General features: G+C 61.0%; 19 protein-coding genes and 1 pseudogene. 13 read left to right on the forward strand and 7 right to left on the reverse strand.

Going from position 1 to position 19,868, the window contains the following annotated elements; translation table 11 throughout:
* Positions 1–37: 37 nt before the first annotated feature.
* The 3 genes from RBB18_RS01575 to RBB18_RS01585 form a co-directional block, all read right to left on the reverse strand.
* Positions 38–2,392: a TRAP transporter large permease subunit gene (locus RBB18_RS01575; protein ID WP_306111155.1), complete on the reverse strand. Its 2,355-nt coding sequence runs from the start codon at positions 2,390–2,392 to the stop codon at positions 38–40.
* Complete coding sequence (locus RBB18_RS01580) at positions 2,392–3,282, reverse strand: TRAP transporter small permease subunit (protein WP_103761102.1); 891 nt, start codon at positions 3,280–3,282, stop codon at positions 2,392–2,394. Before RBB18_RS01580 ends, RBB18_RS01575 begins: the two co-directional genes overlap by 1 nt.
* 107 nt (positions 3,283–3,389) lie before the next feature.
* Positions 3,390–4,472, reverse strand: a complete 1,083-nt coding sequence (locus RBB18_RS01585) for a TRAP transporter substrate-binding protein (RefSeq protein WP_103761101.1) — start codon at positions 4,470–4,472, stop codon at positions 3,390–3,392.
* Positions 4,473–4,735: 263 nt separating this feature from the next.
* Here RBB18_RS01585 and RBB18_RS01590 point away from each other — a divergent pair, with 263 nt between their 5' ends.
* From RBB18_RS01590 to ilvN, 5 genes and pseudogenes are all read left to right on the forward strand, one after another.
* Complete coding sequence (locus RBB18_RS01590) at positions 4,736–4,933, forward strand: hypothetical protein (protein WP_306111154.1); 198 nt, start codon at positions 4,736–4,738, stop codon at positions 4,931–4,933.
* Positions 4,934–5,012: 79 nt separating this feature from the next.
* A pseudogene (locus RBB18_RS01595) lies at positions 5,013–5,379 on the forward strand (LuxR C-terminal-related transcriptional regulator); the annotation flags it as partial.
* Between the two features lie 124 nt (positions 5,380–5,503).
* Positions 5,504–5,830 (forward strand): hypothetical protein, encoded by a 327-nt coding sequence (locus RBB18_RS01600; RefSeq protein ID WP_146049931.1) that lies wholly within the window; start codon positions 5,504–5,506, stop codon positions 5,828–5,830.
* Positions 5,831–6,515: 685 nt separating this feature from the next.
* On the forward strand, positions 6,516–8,273 hold the full coding sequence (locus RBB18_RS01605) for an acetolactate synthase 3 large subunit (RefSeq protein ID WP_103761096.1): 1,758 nt from the start codon (positions 6,516–6,518) through the stop codon (positions 8,271–8,273).
* Between the two features lie 49 nt (positions 8,274–8,322).
* On the forward strand, positions 8,323–8,883 hold the full coding sequence (gene ilvN, locus RBB18_RS01610; protein WP_103761095.1) for an acetolactate synthase small subunit: 561 nt from the start codon (positions 8,323–8,325) through the stop codon (positions 8,881–8,883).
* A gap of 19 nt (positions 8,884–8,902) precedes the next feature.
* On the opposite strand, the gene RBB18_RS01615 is transcribed toward ilvN, so the two are convergent.
* Entirely contained in the window at positions 8,903–9,298 is a 396-nt protein-coding gene (locus RBB18_RS01615; RefSeq protein WP_146049930.1) for a hypothetical protein, read from the reverse strand.
* Positions 9,299–9,717: 419 nt separating this feature from the next.
* On the opposite strand from RBB18_RS01615, the gene RBB18_RS01620 reads away from it, so the two are divergent.
* The 4 genes from RBB18_RS01620 (at position 9,718) to RBB18_RS01635 (ending at position 12,385) form a co-directional block, all read left to right on the forward strand.
* The gene (locus tag RBB18_RS01620) at positions 9,718–10,347 is read left to right on the forward strand and encodes an XRE family transcriptional regulator (RefSeq protein ID WP_338020431.1); all 630 of its coding nucleotides are present in this window, start codon (positions 9,718–9,720) and stop codon (positions 10,345–10,347) included.
* Between the two features lie 122 nt (positions 10,348–10,469).
* Positions 10,470–11,630, forward strand: coding sequence for an aromatic ring-hydroxylating dioxygenase subunit alpha (locus RBB18_RS01625; protein WP_306111153.1), 1,161 nt, complete (start codon positions 10,470–10,472; stop codon positions 11,628–11,630).
* Positions 11,627–11,842, forward strand: a complete 216-nt coding sequence (locus tag RBB18_RS01630; RefSeq protein WP_103761091.1) for a hypothetical protein — start codon at positions 11,627–11,629, stop codon at positions 11,840–11,842. The genes RBB18_RS01625 and RBB18_RS01630 overlap by 4 nt, the downstream gene beginning before the upstream one ends.
* 354 nt (positions 11,843–12,196) lie before the next feature.
* Positions 12,197–12,385 (forward strand): hypothetical protein, encoded by a 189-nt coding sequence (locus RBB18_RS01635; RefSeq protein WP_103761090.1) that lies wholly within the window; start codon positions 12,197–12,199, stop codon positions 12,383–12,385.
* On the opposite strand, the gene RBB18_RS01640 is transcribed toward RBB18_RS01635, so the two are convergent.
* Together RBB18_RS01640 and RBB18_RS01645 are read right to left on the reverse strand one after the other, a co-directional pair.
* Positions 12,382–13,113, reverse strand: a complete 732-nt coding sequence (locus RBB18_RS01640; protein ID WP_274594163.1) for an RlmE family RNA methyltransferase — start codon at positions 13,111–13,113, stop codon at positions 12,382–12,384. The genes RBB18_RS01635 and RBB18_RS01640 overlap by 4 nt on opposite strands.
* Positions 13,113–14,243 carry a Ppx/GppA phosphatase family protein gene (locus tag RBB18_RS01645; RefSeq protein ID WP_103761088.1) on the reverse strand — a complete coding sequence of 377 codons (1,131 nt, stop codon included), beginning with the start codon at positions 14,241–14,243 and terminating at the stop codon, positions 13,113–13,115. The genes RBB18_RS01640 and RBB18_RS01645 overlap by 1 nt, the downstream gene beginning before the upstream one ends.
* Before the next feature lie 232 nt (positions 14,244–14,475).
* On the opposite strand from RBB18_RS01645, the gene RBB18_RS01650 reads away from it, so the two are divergent.
* Genes RBB18_RS01650 through RBB18_RS01660 form a run of 3 tightly spaced genes read left to right on the forward strand, consistent with a single transcriptional unit; the run spans position 14,476 to position 16,811 of the window.
* Positions 14,476–14,781 (forward strand): virulence factor, encoded by a 306-nt coding sequence (locus RBB18_RS01650; protein ID WP_103761087.1) that lies wholly within the window; start codon positions 14,476–14,478, stop codon positions 14,779–14,781.
* A 32-nt stretch (positions 14,782–14,813) separates the two neighbouring features.
* Positions 14,814–15,746: a 5,10-methylenetetrahydrofolate reductase gene (locus RBB18_RS01655; protein WP_103761086.1), complete on the forward strand. Its 933-nt coding sequence runs from the start codon at positions 14,814–14,816 to the stop codon at positions 15,744–15,746.
* A gap of 3 nt (positions 15,747–15,749) precedes the next feature.
* Entirely contained in the window at positions 15,750–16,811 is a 1,062-nt protein-coding gene (locus RBB18_RS01660; protein WP_103761085.1) for a methyltetrahydrofolate cobalamin methyltransferase, read from the forward strand.
* A 73-nt stretch (positions 16,812–16,884) separates the two neighbouring features.
* Here the strand turns inward: RBB18_RS01660 and RBB18_RS01665 are convergent, their stop codons facing one another.
* Positions 16,885–17,778, reverse strand: coding sequence for a YihY/virulence factor BrkB family protein (locus RBB18_RS01665; RefSeq protein ID WP_306111152.1), 894 nt, complete (start codon positions 17,776–17,778; stop codon positions 16,885–16,887).
* 615 nt (positions 17,779–18,393) lie between these two features.
* Here RBB18_RS01665 and RBB18_RS01670 point away from each other — a divergent pair.
* Entirely contained in the window at positions 18,394–19,785 is a 1,392-nt protein-coding gene (locus RBB18_RS01670; protein ID WP_211286089.1) for an Nramp family divalent metal transporter, read from the forward strand.
* Positions 19,786–19,868 lie beyond the last annotated feature (83 nt).

Consider the following 19,868-nt stretch of genomic DNA (forward strand, 5'->3'; position numbering starts at 1 on the left):
GCGATGCCCGAGCCCTTGTTATGTTGGCGATGCCGGGTCAACCGCTCAGCAGATCCGGGAAGATCGTGACGATATCCGGGAAGAACCACAGTATCGCCAGACCTACGACCTGGATTAGCACGAAAGGCGCGACACCGCGGTATATGTGCCCGGTCGTGACCTCCTTCGGCGCCACCCCCCTTAGGTAGAAGAGCGCGAAGCCGAAAGGCGGTGTCAGGAACGAGGTCTGCAGGTTCACCGCAATCATGATCGTCACCCATTTCGGATCAAAAGTTCCGCCGTAGATCACAGGCCCCACGATCGGGATCACGATGTAGATGATCTCCAGGAAGTCGAGCACGAAGCCGAGTATGAAGAGCACCAGCATCACGATCAGGAATACCTTGTATTCGTTGTCGAAGGAGCGCAGGAACTGCTGGATGTAATGCTCGCCTCCGAAGGAGATCACCACGAGGTTCAGAAGCTGCGAACCGATCAGGATGGTGAACACCATGCTGGTCACCTTCGCCGTCTCGCGCACGACCGGGCTGAGTATGCCGCCGGCGAAGAGTACCCAGCAGGCGAAGAGCAGCCCGAAAAGAGCGTACAGATACGCCGCCTGAGCGACGAAAAACGCGATCCAGCTCTCGGCCGAGGCGCCCTCGACGTTGATCCGCAAGTCGAAATTGATGCCGACGATGATCGAGATGACTATCGCGAAGGTGGCGAAGATAATGATCTTGCCCGAGCGCTCGTCGTCCTTCAGCTTGCGGTAGGCGGCCAGCATGATCGCCCCGCCCGCACCCAATGCGGCGGCCGGTGTGGGGTTGGTGATGCCCCCGAGTATCGAGCCCAGTACCGCCACGATGAGAACCAGCGGCGGAAAGACCACGCGGATCAGCTCGTTCTGGGCCAATCGCGCAGCGCCATGGGCACAACCGTAAAGCGCCAGCGCAACGGGGATCGCCAAGATCGCGAAGGTCGCGCCCGCACTCCATTGCGGACCGATCAACAGGATGTCGACCAGAAGACCAAGCGTGATCCCGAGCGCCCCCACGATCAAGGGTGTTGGGCTTTCAGATGGAAGAACGCCGCGCGCAAGGGCCAGGACGAGGGAGAATATCAGCATCATAATCGCGATGCCGGTTCCAATCGGTGCCGCGTTCTCGACCTTTCGGGCCAGCATTTCGGCCTGTTCCTCCTCGGACAAGCGGACGCTTTGGGTCACGCCACCGGACTCGTCGATGGATTTTTGCTCGGCCACGGCGCGGTCCCAGGCGGCCTGTCCGTGCAGTTCGATCATCGCATCCTTGCAGTCGGGGCCGACGCTGGTGCGCAGGCTGGCGCTTTGACCCTGTTCGCTGAAGCTGTCGATGGTCGTGCTTTGGCTACCAATGATATTCATCTGCCCCAGCACCAGCATGCCGGCAACCAGCGCAACCGGGATCCCGAGAAACCATGTGAACGCCTCGCCGCGGGTGATGGCCTCTGCGTTGGTGGCACCCAGCTCGACCGCGGGGGCCCTGCTGGGGTAGACCAGAGCAAAGCCGAAGGCATAAAGCGCATAGAGCAGCGCCAGAAGGATGCCCGGCAGCAGAGCCGCCTGGAAGAGCGTGCCGACGGACACCACTGCGGGTTCCCCCAGGTAGGTCAGCGCGTCGGCGCAGCCCACCTCCTGCGCGCGCGCCTCCTGCGCGACCGAGTAGAGGTCGCCAGCAAGTGTGCCAAGAAGAACGATCACGATCGAAGGCGGAATGATCTGCCCCAGCGTGCCCGAGGCCGCAATAACGCCGGTGGCTATTTCGGGGCTGTAATTGCTGCGCAGCATGGTGGGCAGGCTGAGCAGCCCCATGGTGACCACCGTCGCGCCCACGATCCCGGTCGAGGCGGCAAGGAATGCACCGACGACGACCACCGAAACCGCGAGCCCGCCCGGCAGCGGCCCAAATACCCGCGCCATGGTTGTCAAAAGATCGTTTGCGATTTTCGACCGTTCCAGCGTGATTCCCATCAGCACGAACATCAGCACCGCCAATAGCGTTTCGATCGACTGACCGGCGAAGACGCGTTCGTTCATCCGGTTGACGATGAAGCTGACGTTGCGATCAAGCGCGGTTTCCCATCCCTGCGGAAATACTGGCTCGCCCACCCTTGGCAGGTCGGGATATCGGAAGATCGAAACGGTTTCGGGCTTTACTCCCGATCCGACGAGGGTGCGATACGCCTCGCTTCCGGTGTCGATCGCCTGGTGGATCAGCAGGCCTGCACTGTCGAGCCCCGCGATGATCGCAAAGGAAATGGCACCCGCACCGCCGATGGCAAAGGCCACCGGAAACCCGGAAAGTATGCCACCGAAGAGACATAGAAATACGATGATCAGGCCGACCTCGACGCCATCAAGTCCAAACAACATCAGTGTGTACCCTCATAGGCTTCCTCGCCTTGTCCGAGGTTATCCTTGTCGAGGTACCTGCCCTCGCTTTCCGGCCCTTCCTTGAACTCCAGATACGAGCGGTAGAAAAACGCTATGGCCTGGATAAAGACCATACCCGCGAACGCGACCATCAGGATCTTGAACAGAAAGTAGCCGTTGAACCCATTTGGGCTGAACCCGATCGTTTCCACGTTCCAGCGGACCGCACGCGCCTTCATCATAAGCCGGTCGAGCGTGTCAGACGCCGACGGCTTGGGAGTGATCAGATGCCGCCACATGAAATACCAGCCGTACATCCAGACCAGCACGGCCATCGGCGCCATGAAGATCAGGCTTCCGATCATGTCGATGATCCGCTTTGTGCGAAATTTGACGGCGGCATAGAACAGATCGACCCGCACGTGCCCGCCTTGGACGAACGTGTAGGTACAGCACAGGGCGACGACGAGGGCGTTGTGAAACTTGAGCATCTCGGCCCACCAGCTGATGTCGTAGGACAACGGGATGCCAAAACCGAACGAGATATCGGGTCGCACGAAAATCCTTTGGACGAAGACAATGATGATCTGCTGGATCACCATGATCAGGCCGGCCCAGGCAAAGATGCGCCCGGTGATGTTGGCAAACCCCTCCATCACACGCACACAGCCCCACATGAAGCCGTTGCGCCAAAGACCGATCACTGTCAGCACCAGAACGAAGGTGAACACGACAAAGAAAAATTCCACCGATCCGCCGTAATAGACGAACCGCATGATCGCTTCCTTGTCTGCCCAGTTCAGCCAGCTGGCGGGATGGGTGACGGCATAGGCCAAGTTGTAAAAGGCCAAGCCGATATTTTGGAAAAACCAGAGAAGAGCGTCCAGCATGGGTTCCCACGTCCCTCATGTCGGTGCGGGTCCCCCGGGACCCGTCTATGGGATTGAGGCGGGCCCCGCCGAAGGGCCCGCCCGCAAGACAGCGCGCTACAGGGCAATCAGCCCAGAACGCGGTCGCGTTGCTTGGTATAGGCGCCGTCGGACTTGGCAAGCCAAGCCGACGAGGACTTCATCGAGGCCATGTAGCTGTCGTAAACCCGCTTGTAGATGTCGTCGCCCATATTCTCCTGGTGAACTTCGTCAGCGGCCTGGCCAAACGCGTCCCAGACCGAATCGGGGAATTCAAGCGTGTTGACGCCGCTCGACTGAAGCCGGCTCAGCGCGGCAGAGTTGTTCGACAGGAATTGTGCAAGGTTCCACTGGTGCGCCTCGGCACAGGCGGTTTCGACCATCTTCTGCTGCGCCGGGGTCAGGCTGTCGAAGACTTCGCGGTTCATCCCGATGGACAGGCCTGCGCCCGGCTCGTGGAAGCCGGCGGTGTAGTAGGTCTTCGTGATCTCTTGGAAGCCTGCCTTTTCGTCCGCCCAAGGGCCAATCCATTCGGTGCCATCAATCGCTCCCGAGGCCAGCGCCTGGTAGACTTCAGCACCCGGCAGGTTCTGAACCGATGCGCCCAACTTGCCCAAGGCCTTGCCGCCCAGACCGGGCATCCGGAATTTCAGGCCGTTGAAATCTTCGGGGCCGTTGATCTCTTTCGAGAACCAACCACCCGCCTGAGCGCCGGTGTTGCCCGCGAGGAAAGATTTAAGGCCGAAGATCTGGCCCAACTCGTCGTGGAAGCCCATGCCGTCGCCGTGATAATACCAGTTCACCAGTTCCTGCGCCGTCATGCCGAACGGAACCGAGGTGAAAAAGGCATAGGCCGGATGCTGCCCCACGAAATAGTAGTCGGCGCCATGGTACATGTCAGCCTGCCCGGCGGTCACGGCATCGAACACCTCGAACGCGCCGACCAGTTCGCCCGCGCCCTTGACGTCGATGGTCAGTGCGCCGTCAGCCATGCCGTTGATGTTGTCTGCGGCGCGCTGTGCTGCATCGAAAACACCGGCGAGGCCCCGGCCCCAGGTTGTGACCATGGTCAACGTGCGGTTGCCTTGGGCATAGGCCGGTGCGGCCAGCGTCGTGGCGGCGGCGGCCGACCCACCCAATGCCGTATTCTTCAGGAATGAACGACGATCCATGTGATTTATCCTCCCAATTGATGATGCGCGAAAACCCGTCCCTGGCAGCTTCCGCGCGGACCGTTGCAGGTGCCGGGACACTATCGTGTGCATTTTGCGATGGGAATACCGAGTAGTGCGTAGGATCTGCATTCCGACCCATCAAAAAGTGCAAAACCGGACCAGATGCAGCGGCGCGCGCACAATCCAAACGTGTATTGACGTGCCACCTGACGCAGGGCTTTTGATGCGATTCGCATTATCAATTCACGAGAGGAGAATCGATGATCGTCCCCTGCGTGACCTACAGCCGGGAACTGTTCCTGACAGCCACGCCGCTGCTGATCGTAGCGGTAGAAACCATCTCCGCGCTGGTCACGCTTCAATCGCGCAAAGTCGCGGAGCGCAATATCCGCAACCTCGAGCAAAAACTGATCTCGGCGAAACGCGACGAGCACAAGAACTGGATGTTTTTGGCATGACCTGCGGTTGTCAACATCTACGGCCGCGTCGTGCCCGAAGACGACGCGGCAATGTTGTCCCTCACGCAGTCCTTTAAGGCATGGCAGCGCCGAATACATCAGTTCCGCATTGGGCACGGTGCTATGGGATCCGTGCTGGAAGACGTGCCCGCATTGAAGATCAATTGCGCGATCGACGAGGCCATCAAAGCCCAGTGTTACCTGTGCACCAGGGCGCAGGAACCACTGGTGCCGGATAGCCGCGAAGGGCGCGTTCGATTGACTGACCGCGAACAGATGACCTTGTTTCAACTGGCACAGCGTTAGTCGAAAAAGGCGGGGCTCAGGTTTTGGACATCTCGGTGCGCACCGTGGAAAAGCATCGCAAAATCATCAAGCGCAAGCTGCTTATCAGTGCTACCGTCGGCCTGACCCGCTATGTAATGGAACACGGTGTACTCCAGGGTCACAGCACTCATCTGGTCAACTTTGCGGCATATGATGCCGCGGCGCAGAAATTTTTTCGCTGCACCCCTTCCATAAACTGAATTTTGTGTCATCGTTGTGTCATTCATTGTCATGGGGGACACCATGCAGGATGTACAAGAGGACTACGGCGAAAGCACGGTCGAGTTCGCCGATTTCACCTTCGACCGCCAGAAAGCCGTATGTTACGGCCTACAGAACAACGCTGGTGGCACCACAACGATCATCAACTTCGCCTCAGAACGGCTGGCTGACAGGTTTCGCGTCGCTTATCTCCGGGACCTGAACATCCGGATTATCCAAAACGAGGCACAGCTGATCTGTTTTGCCGATTACGACACGGTGATGCGCACGTCGCAGGACGATCCCCGCGTGCAGGCGCTGCACTATAACCGAGACTACATGATGGGCACGCTGGGTCACATGATGTAGGGCGTTTCGCCCAAGATTCTTCGTACGAAGAATCTTGGGCTCGCTATTTTGCACGAATTTTCGCCATCCCAGCGGCGCACCGTCGTCGCGCTTGCCGGTCACCATTGCAGAACGCGGAAGCTTGCCTTCGCCGCCGGAGAATGGCGCGGCTGGGTGCCGAATACCCATGATCTTTGTGCGCCGGTCGGTCGACCATGTCAGCCCCGTCAGATCGGACCCTTTCGGCCTAGTCAGAAAGCATGAGATTCCGCCCCTGACCGTATCGCACGCAAACAACTGGCGGACAGGCGGTTGAGGTCGACATCTTTCATGGCGGGTCTGCGGATGGTGGTGGCAATAGATCCCCTAGATTGTCACACGAGTTTGACAGCCCTCGGACGGGTCCGCGACATCCTCCAAACCTGCGCGTTTCTGCCGCGCCGCATTCCGCGCAACAAATGCAAAGAATCCGCCCCCTCGCGCGACATTTTTCGCGGAAAGCCTGTTGACGCTCCTGACCCTCACACATAATGTCCCCGAACGCAGCAAGGAGTCGCCGCACATGGCATCGCTAATCGTAGTCGTAGGTAAATGGCGCATGGGCCGGTAACGGACACCATAAAGGTACCCCATGCGCCCTCGGAACCCTCCGGGGGCTTTTTTATGCGTAACGCAAAGAGACACATGTCATGAATGGAGCAATGAGATGACACGTCAGATGACCGGAGCGAAAATGGTGGTCCAGGCCTTGAAGGATCAGGGTGTGGACGTCGTATTCGGATATCCCGGCGGCGCCGTGCTACCGATTTATGACGAGATCTTTCAGCAGAATGACATTCGGCACATCCTCGTCCGGCATGAGCAAGGCGCGGTCCATGCCGCCGAAGGCTATGCCCGGTCGACCGGGAAGCCCGGCGTCGTTCTGGTGACCTCGGGGCCCGGGGCGACCAACGCCGTGACTGGCTTGACCGACGCGCTGATGGACTCGATCCCGCTGATCGTTCTGACCGGCCAAGTACCAACATTCATGATCGGCTCCGACGCGTTTCAGGAGGCCGACACGGTCGGCATTACCCGCCCCTGCACCAAGCACAACTGGCTGGTCAAGGAAACCGAGCGTCTGGCCCAGACCATCCACGAGGCGTTTCACGTGGCCACGTCGGGCCGACCAGGACCGGTGCTGGTGGACATTCCGAAAGACGTGCAGTTCGCATCGGCCAAGTACCTGGAGCCTGCGCAGACCAAGACCTCGCATTACCAGCCGCAGACCACGGGCGACATCGACACGATCACCGAACTGGTCGAGGCGCTGGAGCAGGCCGAGCGGCCCGTCTTCTACACGGGCGGCGGCGTCATCAATTCCGGCGACGAGGCGACCGCGCTTCTGCGCGAGCTGGTCGAGGCGACGGGTATTCCGATCACATCGACCTTGATGGGCCTCGGCTGCTATCCGGCGTCGGGCAAGAACTGGTTGGGTATGCTGGGCATGCACGGCCTCTACGAGGCGAACATGGCGATGCATGACTGCGACCTGATGATAAATATTGGGGCGCGGTTCGACGACCGGATTACAGGGCGGTTGGACGCGTTCTCGCCCGGATCGCAGCGGGCGCATATCGATATCGACCCGTCCTCGATCAACAAGGTGATCCGGACAGACTTCCCCATCGTAGGCGACGTAAAGGAGGTCCTGCGCCAGTTGATGTCGGTCTGGAAGGAGCGCGGCAGCAAGGTCAACCGTGAGGCCATTCGCAATTGGTGGGGTCGGATCGAGGAATGGAAAAAGATCAACTGCCTCGCTTTCACTCAACAAGGCAAGACGATCAAGCCCCAGCATGCGATGCATCGTCTTGAAGAACTGACCAAAGGCCATGATCGCTACATTTGCACCGAAGTGGGCCAGCACCAGATGTGGGCGGCGCAGTACCTTGGGTTCGAAGACCCCAACCGCTGGATGACGTCTGGCGGGCTGGGCACCATGGGATACGGCTTTCCGGCCTCTATTGGCGTTCAGGTGGCGCACCCAGAGGCGTTGGTGATCAATGTCGCGGGCGAGGCATCGTGGCTGATGAACATGCAGGAATTGGGAACGGCCGTTCAATACCGCCTTCCGGTCAAGCAGTTTATCCTCAACAATGAACGCCTTGGCATGGTGCGCCAGTGGCAGGAGTTGCTGCATGGAGAGCGTTATTCGCACTCGTGGTCCGACGCCCTGCCCGATTTCGTCAAGCTGGCCGAGGCGTTCGGGGCGAAAGGCATCCAGTGTTCGGACCCTGCCGATCTGGACGATGCGATCATGGAGATGCTGAACTACGATGGACCGGTGATTTTCGATTGCTTGGTTGAGAAGCATGAGAACTGCTTCCCGATGATCCCGTCGGGCAAGGCGCATAATGAGATGCTGCTGGGCGAGAATGCGTCCACCGCGGATGCCATCGACGCAGGCGGGGCGGTGCTGGTGTAGGCCACCCCCCGTCCCTGCCCTGCACGACACACTTCAAAGGATTAATCCCATGTCAGCCCTGAAAATCAAGAAAGGCGCGACCAGCCATTCCGCCTATAACTTGCGGCCCACGTTTTCCGACGCGGAAGAGCGTCACACTCTAGCCGTCATCGTGGATAACGAGCCCGGCGTTCTGGCCCGCGTGATCGGCCTCTTCTCGGGACGCGGTTATAACATCGACAGCCTGACCGTGGCCGAAGTGGATCATACCGGCCATATGTCCCGCATCACTATTGTCACCACGGGCACGCCTCAGATCATCGAGCAGATCAAGGCGCAACTTGGCCGGATCGTAGTGGTGCACGAAGTCCATGACCTGACGGTCGAGGGCCGCACGGTAGAGCGCGAACTGGCGCTGTTGCGCGTCACCGGCACCGGCGACAAGCGGGTCGAGGCCCTACGGCTTGCGGATATCTTCCGCGCCAGTGTGGTGGACAGCACGCTGGACAGCTTCGTCTTCGAGATTACCGGCACGTCGGAAAAGGTTGATGCGTTCGCTGACCTCATGCGTCCGCTGGGCCTGGAAGAGATCGCCCGAACAGGTGTTGCCGCGCTATCCCGAGGAAACTGATCCGCGGTACCGTTAAAATCTAGCGGGACAGATTGACCTTCCCAAGGCGAGCGCTGGGCTGCTGCGGCTGCGCGGCAGTTCGGACGTCCATGCCGGGCTGAACCGGAAACGGCAGAACCTTGCGCTCTTCGCTGTCCTGCGCAGCGGCGTATCCAGGATCACTGTCCGAGGTAGCGCAGCGCAGATCGGCCGCGAGGCAGGGGTATTCCTCGGTTGCAACGACCTCGACCTCGAAGGCAAGGCGCATGCCGCGACCGTCACGGATCTTGAACGCAACGAAGTCTCCCTCCTCGAATTTCGAAGCTTTGGTGGAGTCGCTCGGTTCACCTTCGAAGAACGCCAGTTCGCCATGATCTTCACACCAGATCAGCGCGCGGTTCGAACACCGATCAGCCCACAATACTGCACCGTACATAGCAACCTCGCTGTATCCTGAATTTAGGATAGGCCAGCGCAAGGTTGCGATCACTGGAAATCTGAAGCATCTGCGGCACCTATTTGTGTCAGCAGTCAACGAATCTGACGCTAAAGCGCGTCAACTTCTGGACAGAATCGTACATCTTCGTGTAGCGAGGGCAATAATTCCATTCGCGAGACTATGGACGACGTATGGGAGGACGGAGAATCGGTACTGTTTTGAACCGGAAAACCCAGTCAAACACCCCGCCTGCCTTGTCGCCCGATCCTGCGGTCCTTCGCGGTATATTTGGCCAGAACTTACAGATCCTTAGTGCACCGTACAAATCTGTCTCAGGCCTGTGCCGGGAGATTGGGATCAATCGCACGCAGTTCAACCGCTACCTCTCTGGCGAAAGCTTTCCACGGCCCGATCTGTTGTACAGGATCTGCCAGTTCTTCGATGTGGATGCCCGGATCCTTCTGGAACCGGTCGAGTCGATTTTCGCGACATCGCCCGAACTTCTGGGCCATTCTTTCCTGTCAGGCTTTTTCGGAGCGTCGCCCACCGCTGTGCCCGAAGAGATTTTTCCCAGCGGGTTCTACAGTTTCGTCCGGCGGTCCTTCATCGACGACACCCTTTTTACCATCGGCCTTGTCCACGTGCACCGCGAGGCGCCCTATACGTTTCTGCGCGGATTCGAGCCGCGTGATGCGATGCGCAGCCAGGGTCTGTCCACAGAGCCCGCGAGCAGGGAATTCCGCGGCCTGATCATGCGGCAGGAGGAAGGCGTGGCGGCGCTGGTCACGCATCGCAACTCGCTCGCCTGTTCGTTCAACTTCCTGACCCCCGAAACCTCTTTCCAATCCAATATCTGGGAAGGCTACGCGACACGCACCGTGCGTGAGAAAGTGACCGGGAGGCGCGCGGCCCGGATGGTCTATGAATACCTTGGTCCGGGGCTGACCAAGGCGCTGCCGGTGGCGCGGCAAGCCGGGCTGGTAACACTGGAAGAGGTTCCGGTATTTCATGCGCGACTGCTGCGCCTGAAAGAGGAATTCCGCTAGGCCGCAGGCCTCACCTGCGTTTAGACAGTCGCTTTGCGGAAATTCGTGTCGTGAATCGTCGGTTTTTCCGGCGCGGTTTCAGGCAATCGGTGAACATCACCAGCCAAGGGGATGTGTTACCGATGTCTGCAACGATCACCGATCTCTCCGCCGTTCGCACCAGTGTCGAAAAGGCCAATGGCCTTCCCAACGCCCACTACATCGACCCCGCCATCTACGCCGAGGAACGCCAAGCGCTGCTCTATACGCAGTGGGCCGGGCTGTCTGTCGCGGCCGACGTGCCGGAGCCGGGTGACGCCAAACCGATCGAGTTCCTGGGGATGCCCCTGCTGCTTTTGCGCGACAAGGATGGCGACGTCCGGGTGTTTCAGAACATCTGCCGTCACCGGGGCATGATCCTTGTGGAAGAGCCACGCAAGATCGAGGGTGCGATCCGCTGCCCCTATCATTCGTGGTGCTATTCCACCAAGGGCAAGCTGGTCTCGACCCCGCATGTGGGCGGACCGGGTCACAATACGCACGACGCGATCAAGCGCGACAACCTGGGCCTGATCGAGGTGCGCAGCCACGTGTGGCGCGATGTCGTGTGGATCAACGTCTCGGGCGATGCGCCGGTCTTCGAGGAGGCCATGAAGGACGTCATCGCGCGCTGGTCGGAATTTGAATTGCCGGTCTATCACGGCGGATTCGACAGCAAGATCGAGTTCGAGGTCAACACCAACTGGAAGCTGGCGGTGGAGAACTATTGCGAGAGCTACCACCTGCCGTGGGTGCATCCGGGGCTCAACAGCTATTCCAAGCTGGAGGACCACTACAACATCGAAGAGCCCGGTGCATTCTCGGGTCAGGGCACGATGGTCTATCGCCAGCTGACCAACGAGAACGGCGAAAAATTCCCCGATTTTGAAGGAGTTGGCGCAAAGTGGAATGAACAGGCGGAGTACATCGCCGTCTACCCGAACGTCCTGCTGGGCGTACATCGCGACCATGCCTTCGCCATCATCCTGGAACCGAAAGGTCCCGAGAAAACGGTCGAACATATCCACCTCTACTATTCCGTGCCCGATAGTGACGAAGGGCTGCGGATGCGTAACACGCAGCTTTGGAAGACGGTCTTTGAAGAGGACATCTTCGTGGTCGAAGGCATGCAGCGCGGGCGGCACGCGGACCAGTTCGACGGGGGGCGTTTCTCGCCTGTGATGGACAGCCCGACCCATTGTTTTCACGCCTGGGTCGCCGGCAAGATCGAAACCTATCGTGGTATGGGAAAGGCGGCGGAATGAGTGCAGTTCTGGACAACGCGATGATCGCCGCGCACGAGGCGCATGACAGCTCCGCGCTGATACAGCTTTACACCAAAGCCGCGGATACGGCGAACGATCTGGATGCGTCGTGCTTCTACCTGACGCATGCGTATGTGTTCGCGTTGGAGGCCGGGGCGCCGGATGCGCGGCGGCTGCATGCGCGGCTGGTGCGACACGGTCGCGAGGCGTGAGGCGACTCAAAAGTTAATTTTTTCGAACGCCCGATTCCGGCGTCGGTATCGCGTCGGTATTCGGGTGGTATCGCGACGGTGCGGTTTTCAGCGGAGCCCGAGTTAACAGGACGTGCGGTGGAACGGCGCGATCGGAAAGACGTGAAGATAGGGTGAAGACGGCGCGCGGAGGTCGCGTGGGTTTTCACCCACCCTACGAATTCGGCAAGACGTTATCCCGGACCTGATCCGGGATCTCTGGCGGCAAGGGATCTTCGCCCCTGCCCGCAAATCGAACGATCAGCGGGCCAAAACCGCCTTAATGGAATGGCAGGAATTTCGCGCGACACTGAGCGGACCCCCCGTCGAGGCCACATGCAGAGCAGACCGGACAAATCCCTGATTCAACGCCACGCGCGGCTTTTCGAGCTTCTGCGGCAGGAGAATGCCGCGCGGCGGGTGCGTGACAGGTCAACACAAGTGCAGATCACTGACGGCAACGCGGCGCTGACGTTTCGGGAACTGGCGGAGTTGTCTTTCGACACCCGGCCCGCGGTGCTTTAGCCGCGGAACCCCGTGGCGATGACAAACTTCTCGGAACTGTCCGAGCGTGACGCGGGTGGCTTGACGTTGGCGACTTTGGCGAAGCGTTGCTTCAGCAATTTCTGCAAATCGCCCTCGGCCCCTCCGGCCAGCACCTTGGAGACAAAGGTGCCGCCCTCTTCCAGAACGTCGAAGGCGAGATAGGCCGCGGCCTCGCACAGTGCGATGATGCGCAGGTGGTCGGTCTGTTTGTGGCCCGAGGAGGAGGCCGCCATGTCGGACATGACCACGTCCGCCTTTCCGCCCAGCCATTCCTTGACCTTGTCGTCGGCGTCGTCTTCCATGAAGTCGAGCACGTGCAACTCGCAGCCCGCGATGGGTTCGACCTCTTGCAGGTCGATACCGAGGATATAGCCCTGCGCCTTGCCGGATTTCTCGCCCAGTGCGTTTACGCGCGGCACGGCCACCTGGCACCAGCCGCCGGGGGCACAGCCGAGGTCTACGACGCGCGCGCCGGGGACGAGAAAACGGAACTTGTCGTCCAGTTCCATGATCTTGTAGGCGGCACGGCCACGATAGCCTTCGGCCTGGGCGCGTTTCACGTAAGGGTCATTGAGCTGCCGTTGCAGCCAGCGGGTGGAACTGCTGCGCCGGCCCTTGGCGGTCTTGACCTTGACGGTCAGGTCGCGCTGGCCGCGGCCGGACGTGTTCTTGCCCGTGGGGCCCTTGCCGGTTGGTTTCTTCGCCATCAGTCCTGTCCTTCGATCAATACGCCGTCGGCGGCCATCTGGGCGTAGAGCATCCCCTCGCGCAGGCCGCGGTCAGCGACCGACAGGCGGTCGGTGGGCCAGCAGCGCAGAAGCGCCTGAAGGATGGCTGCACCCGACATGATGAGCGCCTGACGGTCGAGCCCGATACGCGGGTCACGACGGCGTCCGGCGGGGCCCATGGCGAGGTAGTCGCGGATCACGCGGTCGATCTGATCGGACGTCATGCGGAGCCCGTCGACCTTGTTGCGGTCGTAGCGTTTGAGGCCGAGATGGCTCGCCGCGACGGTGGTGACAGTGCCCGAGGTACCGACGATCTGAAAGCCTGCGCGGGGCGGCTCGTCCTTGTAAGGGGCGAATTCAGCGAGGTTTTCCTCGAAGAACCAGCTCATGAGGGCAAAGCGGGCGGCGTCATCCTCGACATCGTTGAACTGGTCACGAAGCGTGGCCACGCCAAGCGGCACGCTGATCCAGTCGACCACGCGGGCCGACGGGCCATCGCCGCGTCGCGCGTCGGGAAACCCGCCATGCATCCGCATGATGGCCGAGGCCCGCTCGCGCGGGCGCACATTGGTCAGGTCGATCCACACAAGCTCGGTCGAGCCACCGCCGATATCGACGACCAGCAGTTGCTCGGTCTTCTTGCTGACCAGCGGGGCGCAGGACACGACGGCCAGCTGCGCCTCTTCCTGGGGTTCGATGATGTCGAGGCGCAGGCCGGTCTCCCGCTCGACCTTCTTCATGAAGGCGGCGCCGTTGGAGGCGCGGCGGCAGGCCTCGGTGGCCACCAGCCGCATGTTCTTGACCTTGTTGCGCTTGAGCTTTTGCTGGCAGACGCGCAGGGCCTGGATGGTGCGGTAGATCGAGGCGCGCGACAGCTTGCCGCTCTGTTCAAGCCCCTGCCCCAGCTGCACCGATTTCGAGAAGCTGTCCACAACTTTGAACTGAGCGCCGTCAGGTCGGGCGATCAGCATACGACAACTGTTCGTTCCCAGATCCAGCGCCGCATAAAGCGAGCCGGATTCGGGCGAGATCAGTGCGGGGCTTTCGACCTTTGGTCGTTCTGGTGAACGAGGGACCGCGCCCGCACTTTCGGGACGCTTGGGCGCCATAACTCACGCCCTCCATTTCGAGTTACCTAGAAGGTAGTGGTTGCTTGGGCTTCGCGCAAGCTTTGAGCCGCGCACGGGATAAACTTGAATCATTTTCCAGTGCCTTGCGATGGCCTCGAAACGGCATGGCGGATAAGGTGACGTCGCTGGATGACGTCGTTAAGTCGAAAAACGACCCTGTCGGAGGCAACGGGTGAATTAGAGAGAGTCAACCGAGGTAGAGGAATCAGCGATGGTTGATGTGACTGTGGTATACTGGCGGGACATCCCCGCGCAGGTGATCGTCGGCAAAGGCCGGCGCGGGTCCAAGCGCCCCCTGCCCGAGCGGTTCGAGCAGGCCATTGACCGCGCCGCGATGAAGATCGGCGCCGAGGATACCGATGCCTATCTCGCCGAGTGGCGCAAGGCCGCCCCCTACGAGGTGGAGGGCGATGCCGACGCGGTGGCCGAGGCCGAGGCCGCACGGCTGGACAAGGAATACGATCAGGCGCGCATCAAGCAGCTGATCGCGAATGACGGTTGGGCCGGCTCGTCGTGAGTTCTGGCCGCAAATCTTTCTGGGAGGCCGCGATGGCGCTTTTGAACTTCAAGAAACGTGAGACCCCGGGCGCGCGCACGGTCAACCCGCAGGTGGAGGCCTTCCTGGACGGCTATTCCATCGAGGTGATGCCGCGTACTGCCGAGAAGGTGGACAATTTCCGCGATCTGCTGCCCGAAGGCACGCGCGTCTACATCGCGCATATCGAGGGCACGCCGATCGAGGACATGGTCGTGACCGCCAAGCGCGTGGCCGCCGAAGGCTACAAGGTGATGCCGCACTTCCCCGCGCGGATCATCAAGGACCAGGCGACGCTGGAGGACTGGATCGCGCGCTACCAGGGAGAAGCGGGCGTCGAGCAGGCGCTGGTGCTGGCCGGTGGCGTCAAGGATCCGCATGGCGATTTCGACAGCTCGATACAACTGTTGCAAACCGGCGCGTTCGACCGGGCGGGATTCAAACGGCTGCACGTGGCGGGCCACCCCGAGGGCAACCGCGACATCGACCCAGATGGCAGCATGAAGAACGTCGAGGATGCCGTTCAGTGGAAGCAGAAATTCTCGGAGCGCACCGATGCCGAGATGGCTCTGGCCACGCAGTTCGCCTTTGACGCCGACCCGATCATCAAGTGGGCCGACGACCTGGCCGCGGCCGGTGTGACCCTGCCCATCCATATCGGCATCGCGGGGCCCGCGAAACTGCAGACGCTGATAAAGTTCGCCATCGCCTGTGGCGTGGGCCCGTCGCTGAAGGTGCTGCAAAAGCGCGCGATGGACGTGTCTAAGCTGCTGTTGCCCTACGAGCCCACGGACGTGCTGACCAAGCTGGCGGCGCACAAGGCGGCCAACCCGGACTTCAACATCACCAACGTTCACTTCTTCCCGCTGGGCGGCATCAAGACCAATGCCGAGTGGGCGATCGAAAACGGTGGCGCGTCGACCGTGCCCGCCGCCAAGCAAGGATAAGTCATGACGCGTACCATCGTCGAAAGCAAAACCAAGACCGCCATCATCGGGTTCGACCAGCCGTTCTGCGTGATCGGTGAGCGGATCAACCCGACCGGCCGCAAGAAGCTTGCCGCCGAGCTGGAAGCGGGCGATTTCTCGACCGTGGAGGCCGATGCCATCGCGCAAGTCGCGGCCGGCGCGACGGTTCTGGATATCAACGCGGGCGTTGTCTACAACTCGAACCCCGATCCCAACCAGACCGAACCGCCGCTGATGCGCAAGGTCGTGGAACTGGTGCAGGGGCTGGTCGATGTGCCGCTGTGCATCGACAGTTCGGTGCCCGGCGCGCTGGAAGCGGGGCTTGAGACCTGCGAGGGCCGTCCGCTGCTGAACTCGGTCACCGGCGAGGAAGAGCGGCTGGAACTGGTTCTGCCGCTGGTCAAGAAATACAACGTTCCGGTGGTGGCGATCTCGAATGACGACACCGGGATTTCCGAAGACCCCGACGTGCGCTTTGCCGTCGCCAAGAAGATCGTGGAACGGGCCGCCGATTTCGGCATTCCGGCGCATGACATCGTGGTCGATCCGCTGGTCATGCCGATCGGCGCGATGGGCACAGCCGGTTTGCAGGTCTTCACGCTGGTGCGGCGCCTGCGGGAAGAACTGGGCGTGAACACCACCTGCGGCGCATCGAACATCAGCTTCGGGCTGCCCAACCGGCATGGCATCAACAACGCGTTCCTGCCGATGGCGATGGGTGCGGGCATGACCAGCGCGATCATGAACCCGATCGCCCTGCCCGTGAAGGAAGCCGACAAGGCCGCCAAGCGGGCCGAGGCCGAGGCCGCGGGGATCATCATCCCCGAGGACATGGACGACGAGACCTTCTGCAAGCTTTTTGAACTGGGCAGCACCAAGCCGCGTGCCGGCAAGGAAATGGAAGCCATTCGCGCGGCCAACTTCCTGACCAACAACGACCCGCATGGCGGCGAGTGGATCAAGTTCAACAAGGCCCCGCCGAAAGCCGGCGAGGAAGAGGCCGGACGTGGCGGACGCGGTGGACGGCGGCGTCGCCGGGCCTGAGGAACAGGACAGTGAAATGGGAAAGCCCCGGTTTCGGCCGGGGCTTTCCTGCGTTCAGAGGCGGAGACGCGGCTCAGCTAGGGGTGGTCGTATCGCCGTCGGCCTGAGTCTCGATCTCGGCGTTCAGCTTGGCGCCGAGCAGCACGATGAAGGCCGAGAGCCACAGCCATGTCAGCAGGATGATGACACCGCCCAATGTGCCGTAGGTCTCGTTGTAGCTGCCGAAATTCTGTGTGTAGACGGAAAAGGCGACCGTACCGACCAGCCACAGGGCCGTAGCGGCCACTGCGCCGGGGCTGATCCAGCGCCAGCGGGCGCGCGGACGGGACGGGCCGAACCGATAGAGCACCGCAAGGCCGAGGATGGCGAAGAACGCCAGGATCGGCCATTGCAGCCACAGGATCGCAGTTTCCAGCCCCTCCGGCAGGCCGAGAAAGCCGATCATGTTCGGCAGGACGATCATCGCGCCCAGGGACACCAACAGGCCAGCTATGATGAACAGCGTCAGCGCGATGCCGGTGGCGTAAAGGGCGACGAAACCGCGGCACTCCTCCTCGTTATAGGCGATGTTCATACCTTCCATCAGCGTCATCATCCCCTTGGTCGCTCCGTAAAGCGCCAGTAAAAGACCGATGATGGCCGCCAGTCCCGTGGCGCCTTCGTCGCCGCCGGTGACCTGAAGCACCTGATCGCGGATGATCTCGGCCGCGTTCTGGGGCAGGATGGCGACGATCTCCTTGAGCTGCGTGGCGACATCACCGGGGTCCAGCAGGACACCCGCGATGGAGATCAGGGCGACCGCGGCAGGGAAGATCGCCAGAAGCCCGAAGAAGGCGACGCCGGCGGAGACCACCGACATGTGGTCTGCGACGATGCCGGACTTGATCCGAAGTGCGATGTCCCACCAGCCGCGACGCGGGATGCGGGCCGGGTGATCTGCGATGTGTTCGCTTGCGTCGTTCTGCATGGCGTCCTGTCCCCTAGCCTGTCGTGTTTCGGGCTCAACGCATGACCGGGCCAAAAGATCGGGCCGAGGACCGTGAAAAATACGGTGTCCGCGCGGGAGGTCCCGTGTCGGGGCCCGGAACGGGGTCTTGGAAACACGTCGGTACAGGACCTGATTCCGGTGCCAGAAGGAGCCCTGCGCCGGCCTCACGGGCGCAAGGCCGGGCCCCTTGTGACACGATATCAAGGCCTGAGCACACTCCGGAAGCGAAACGAGCGGTGCTTCGCCCACATCTTTGCGAAGTATTTGATACCGATCCCAAGCCACTGATATCATGATGGTTTCTGGTGGAACACTCCTGCATTTCGGTGTTCAAACCGCAAGCGTTTCAGAACAGTTGTCTTCGGCGGTCGAACATTCTACGCAACCAATGGTATATTTTGGTTGATATTTGGTGTGTGGGATGCCAGCCTACCACGGCGGGCAAAAGATGACGCGAACCAGGAAGTGCACAGCGTTTCATACTGCCTTGGAAAACAAGAGTTTGCCCGACGCATGTCGCGGACATCCGATGGCCCGAGGCCCATCGGGCACCGTTCCTGCCGAGGGCATGTTTTATGTCTGGGAGGACAAGAGTTGAGTGACATTTCGATACCCTTGGGTGGAAAGGACGCCGACAAGGGCGCGTCCGACGCATCGGAGAGCGAGACAATCTATTTGGATGCGCCGGGAACGACGCTGAAAGACACCTGGAAGAACGCAGGCCCCGGCATCGCCGCCGCGATGACCGGTATCGGCGCCAGCCATATTATGCACGGGCCTACGGCCGGCGCGCAGTTCGGCTATGCCCTGCTGTGGATTATCCCGGTGGCCTATATCCTGAAATACTGCTGTTTCGAATTCGCCCACCGCTACACGATGGTGAAGGGCGAAAGCATCATGAACGCCTATGCCCGGGTCGGCCAGTGGCCGTTCTGGTATCTTGGCTTCCAGTCGCTGGCCAACACGTTTGGCATCGCTGGGCGGGCGCTGGGGTGTGGCGCGCTACTCTGGGCCGCCTTCCCGTTCATGCCGCTCGAGATGTGGTCGATGTCAGTCCTGCTGATCAGCGTCGCCATCCTGTGGCTGGGCAAGTACGAGGTGTTCGAAGGCATCGTCAAGGTCGCGATCATCGTCTTCGCGCTGTCGTCCTTTGTCGCCTTCGCGCTTCAGGCGCCGCCTGCGGGTGAATACCTGTCGCGGCTGCTGCCGAGCCTGCCGCCTGCCGGCGCCATGATCCTTTTCGGGTCGATGTTCGGGTACTTCCCGACCACGACCGAGGTCTCGGCGATGCAGTCCAACTGGGCCGTCGACAAGAAAAGCGGCATGGTCTACGTGCGGGAGATGCGGGAGAAAGGCCACAAGGTCGACGTGCATCCCGACTACATGAAGAACTCGATGATCCTCTATCGCCGTGACATGAATGTGTCCTACATCGTCGCGGCGCTGACCGGCATGGTGTTCCTGATCGTCGGTGCCGTCGTGCTGAACCCGATCGGCCTTGTTCCCTCGGGGCGTGAAATGGGCGTAACGATCGCACGCATCTACACCGACACGTTCGGCGCGTGGGTCTTCCCGATCATCATCGCCGGCGGTATCGCGGCGCTCTTTTCGACCGTATTCACCTATTTCGACGGTCAGGCCCGGGTGTTCGAGGAATGCTGTGTCCGGCTCAAGACAAGCTGGGACAAGCCTACGACACGCAAGCTGATCAACCGCGGTTTTCAGGTGTTGTGGGTCGTCGGCGGCGCTGCCGTGATGTTCGGTATGCCGAAGCCGATCCTGGTGGTGCAGGTCGCCTCGATCCTCGCACTGGTCTTCTCGCCGGTTATCTACTGGCTGACGATCAAGGCGGTCACCGACGGCTTTCAGACGCCCGAGGAGCGCGAGCATATGCCCGGCCGCTTCATGATGGGGCTGGCGTGGACCGGTACGGTGGGGCTTGCCCTTGTCTCGGTCTACGTCCTGTTCATGATGGCCACGGCGTAGCACCAAACAGGACCTTGCAAGCGCAGGCCGCGCCACGGGAAACCGTGGCGCGGTTTTTTGACCGGACCGCTCTTTCGTTTCAG

It is taken from the genome of Roseovarius sp. MMSF_3298 (assembly GCF_030733705.1).
In the GTDB taxonomy this organism is placed as follows: domain Bacteria; phylum Pseudomonadota; class Alphaproteobacteria; order Rhodobacterales; family Rhodobacteraceae; genus Roseovarius; species Roseovarius confluentis.

What these genes read in the sequence shown, in the direction of transcription:
- RBB18_RS01640 (WP_274594163.1), bottom strand. Translation starts at nt 13,113, where the DNA reads ATGGCGAAGAAACCAACCGGCAAGGGCCCCACGGGCAAGAACACGTCC.
- RBB18_RS01660 (WP_103761085.1), top strand. Translation starts at nt 15,750, where the DNA reads ATGACGCGTACCATCGTCGAAAGCAAAACCAAGACCGCCATCATCGGG.
- RBB18_RS01665 (WP_306111152.1), bottom strand. Translation starts at nt 17,778, where the DNA reads ATGCAGAACGACGCAAGCGAACACATCGCAGATCACCCGGCCCGCATC.
- RBB18_RS01655 (WP_103761086.1), top strand. Translation starts at nt 14,814, where the DNA reads ATGGCGCTTTTGAACTTCAAGAAACGTGAGACCCCGGGCGCGCGCACG.
- RBB18_RS01630 (WP_103761091.1), top strand. Translation starts at nt 11,627, where the DNA reads ATGAGTGCAGTTCTGGACAACGCGATGATCGCCGCGCACGAGGCGCAT.
- RBB18_RS01625 (WP_306111153.1), top strand. Translation starts at nt 10,470, where the DNA reads ATGTCTGCAACGATCACCGATCTCTCCGCCGTTCGCACCAGTGTCGAA.
- RBB18_RS01645 (WP_103761088.1), bottom strand. Translation starts at nt 14,243, where the DNA reads ATGGCGCCCAAGCGTCCCGAAAGTGCGGGCGCGGTCCCTCGTTCACCA.
- RBB18_RS01580 (WP_103761102.1), bottom strand. Translation starts at nt 3,282, where the DNA reads ATGCTGGACGCTCTTCTCTGGTTTTTCCAAAATATCGGCTTGGCCTTT.
- RBB18_RS01575 (WP_306111155.1), bottom strand. Translation starts at nt 2,392, where the DNA reads ATGTTGTTTGGACTTGATGGCGTCGAGGTCGGCCTGATCATCGTATTT.
- RBB18_RS01650 (WP_103761087.1), top strand. Translation starts at nt 14,476, where the DNA reads ATGGTTGATGTGACTGTGGTATACTGGCGGGACATCCCCGCGCAGGTG.
- RBB18_RS01605 (WP_103761096.1), top strand. Translation starts at nt 6,516, where the DNA reads ATGACACGTCAGATGACCGGAGCGAAAATGGTGGTCCAGGCCTTGAAG.
- ilvN (WP_103761095.1), top strand. Translation starts at nt 8,323, where the DNA reads ATGTCAGCCCTGAAAATCAAGAAAGGCGCGACCAGCCATTCCGCCTAT.
- RBB18_RS01585 (WP_103761101.1), bottom strand. Translation starts at nt 4,472, where the DNA reads ATGGATCGTCGTTCATTCCTGAAGAATACGGCATTGGGTGGGTCGGCC.
- RBB18_RS01635 (WP_103761090.1), top strand. Translation starts at nt 12,197, where the DNA reads ATGCAGAGCAGACCGGACAAATCCCTGATTCAACGCCACGCGCGGCTT.
- RBB18_RS01590 (WP_306111154.1), top strand. Translation starts at nt 4,736, where the DNA reads ATGATCGTCCCCTGCGTGACCTACAGCCGGGAACTGTTCCTGACAGCC.
- RBB18_RS01615 (WP_146049930.1), bottom strand. Translation starts at nt 9,298, where the DNA reads ATGTACGGTGCAGTATTGTGGGCTGATCGGTGTTCGAACCGCGCGCTG.
- RBB18_RS01600 (WP_146049931.1), top strand. Translation starts at nt 5,504, where the DNA reads ATGCAGGATGTACAAGAGGACTACGGCGAAAGCACGGTCGAGTTCGCC.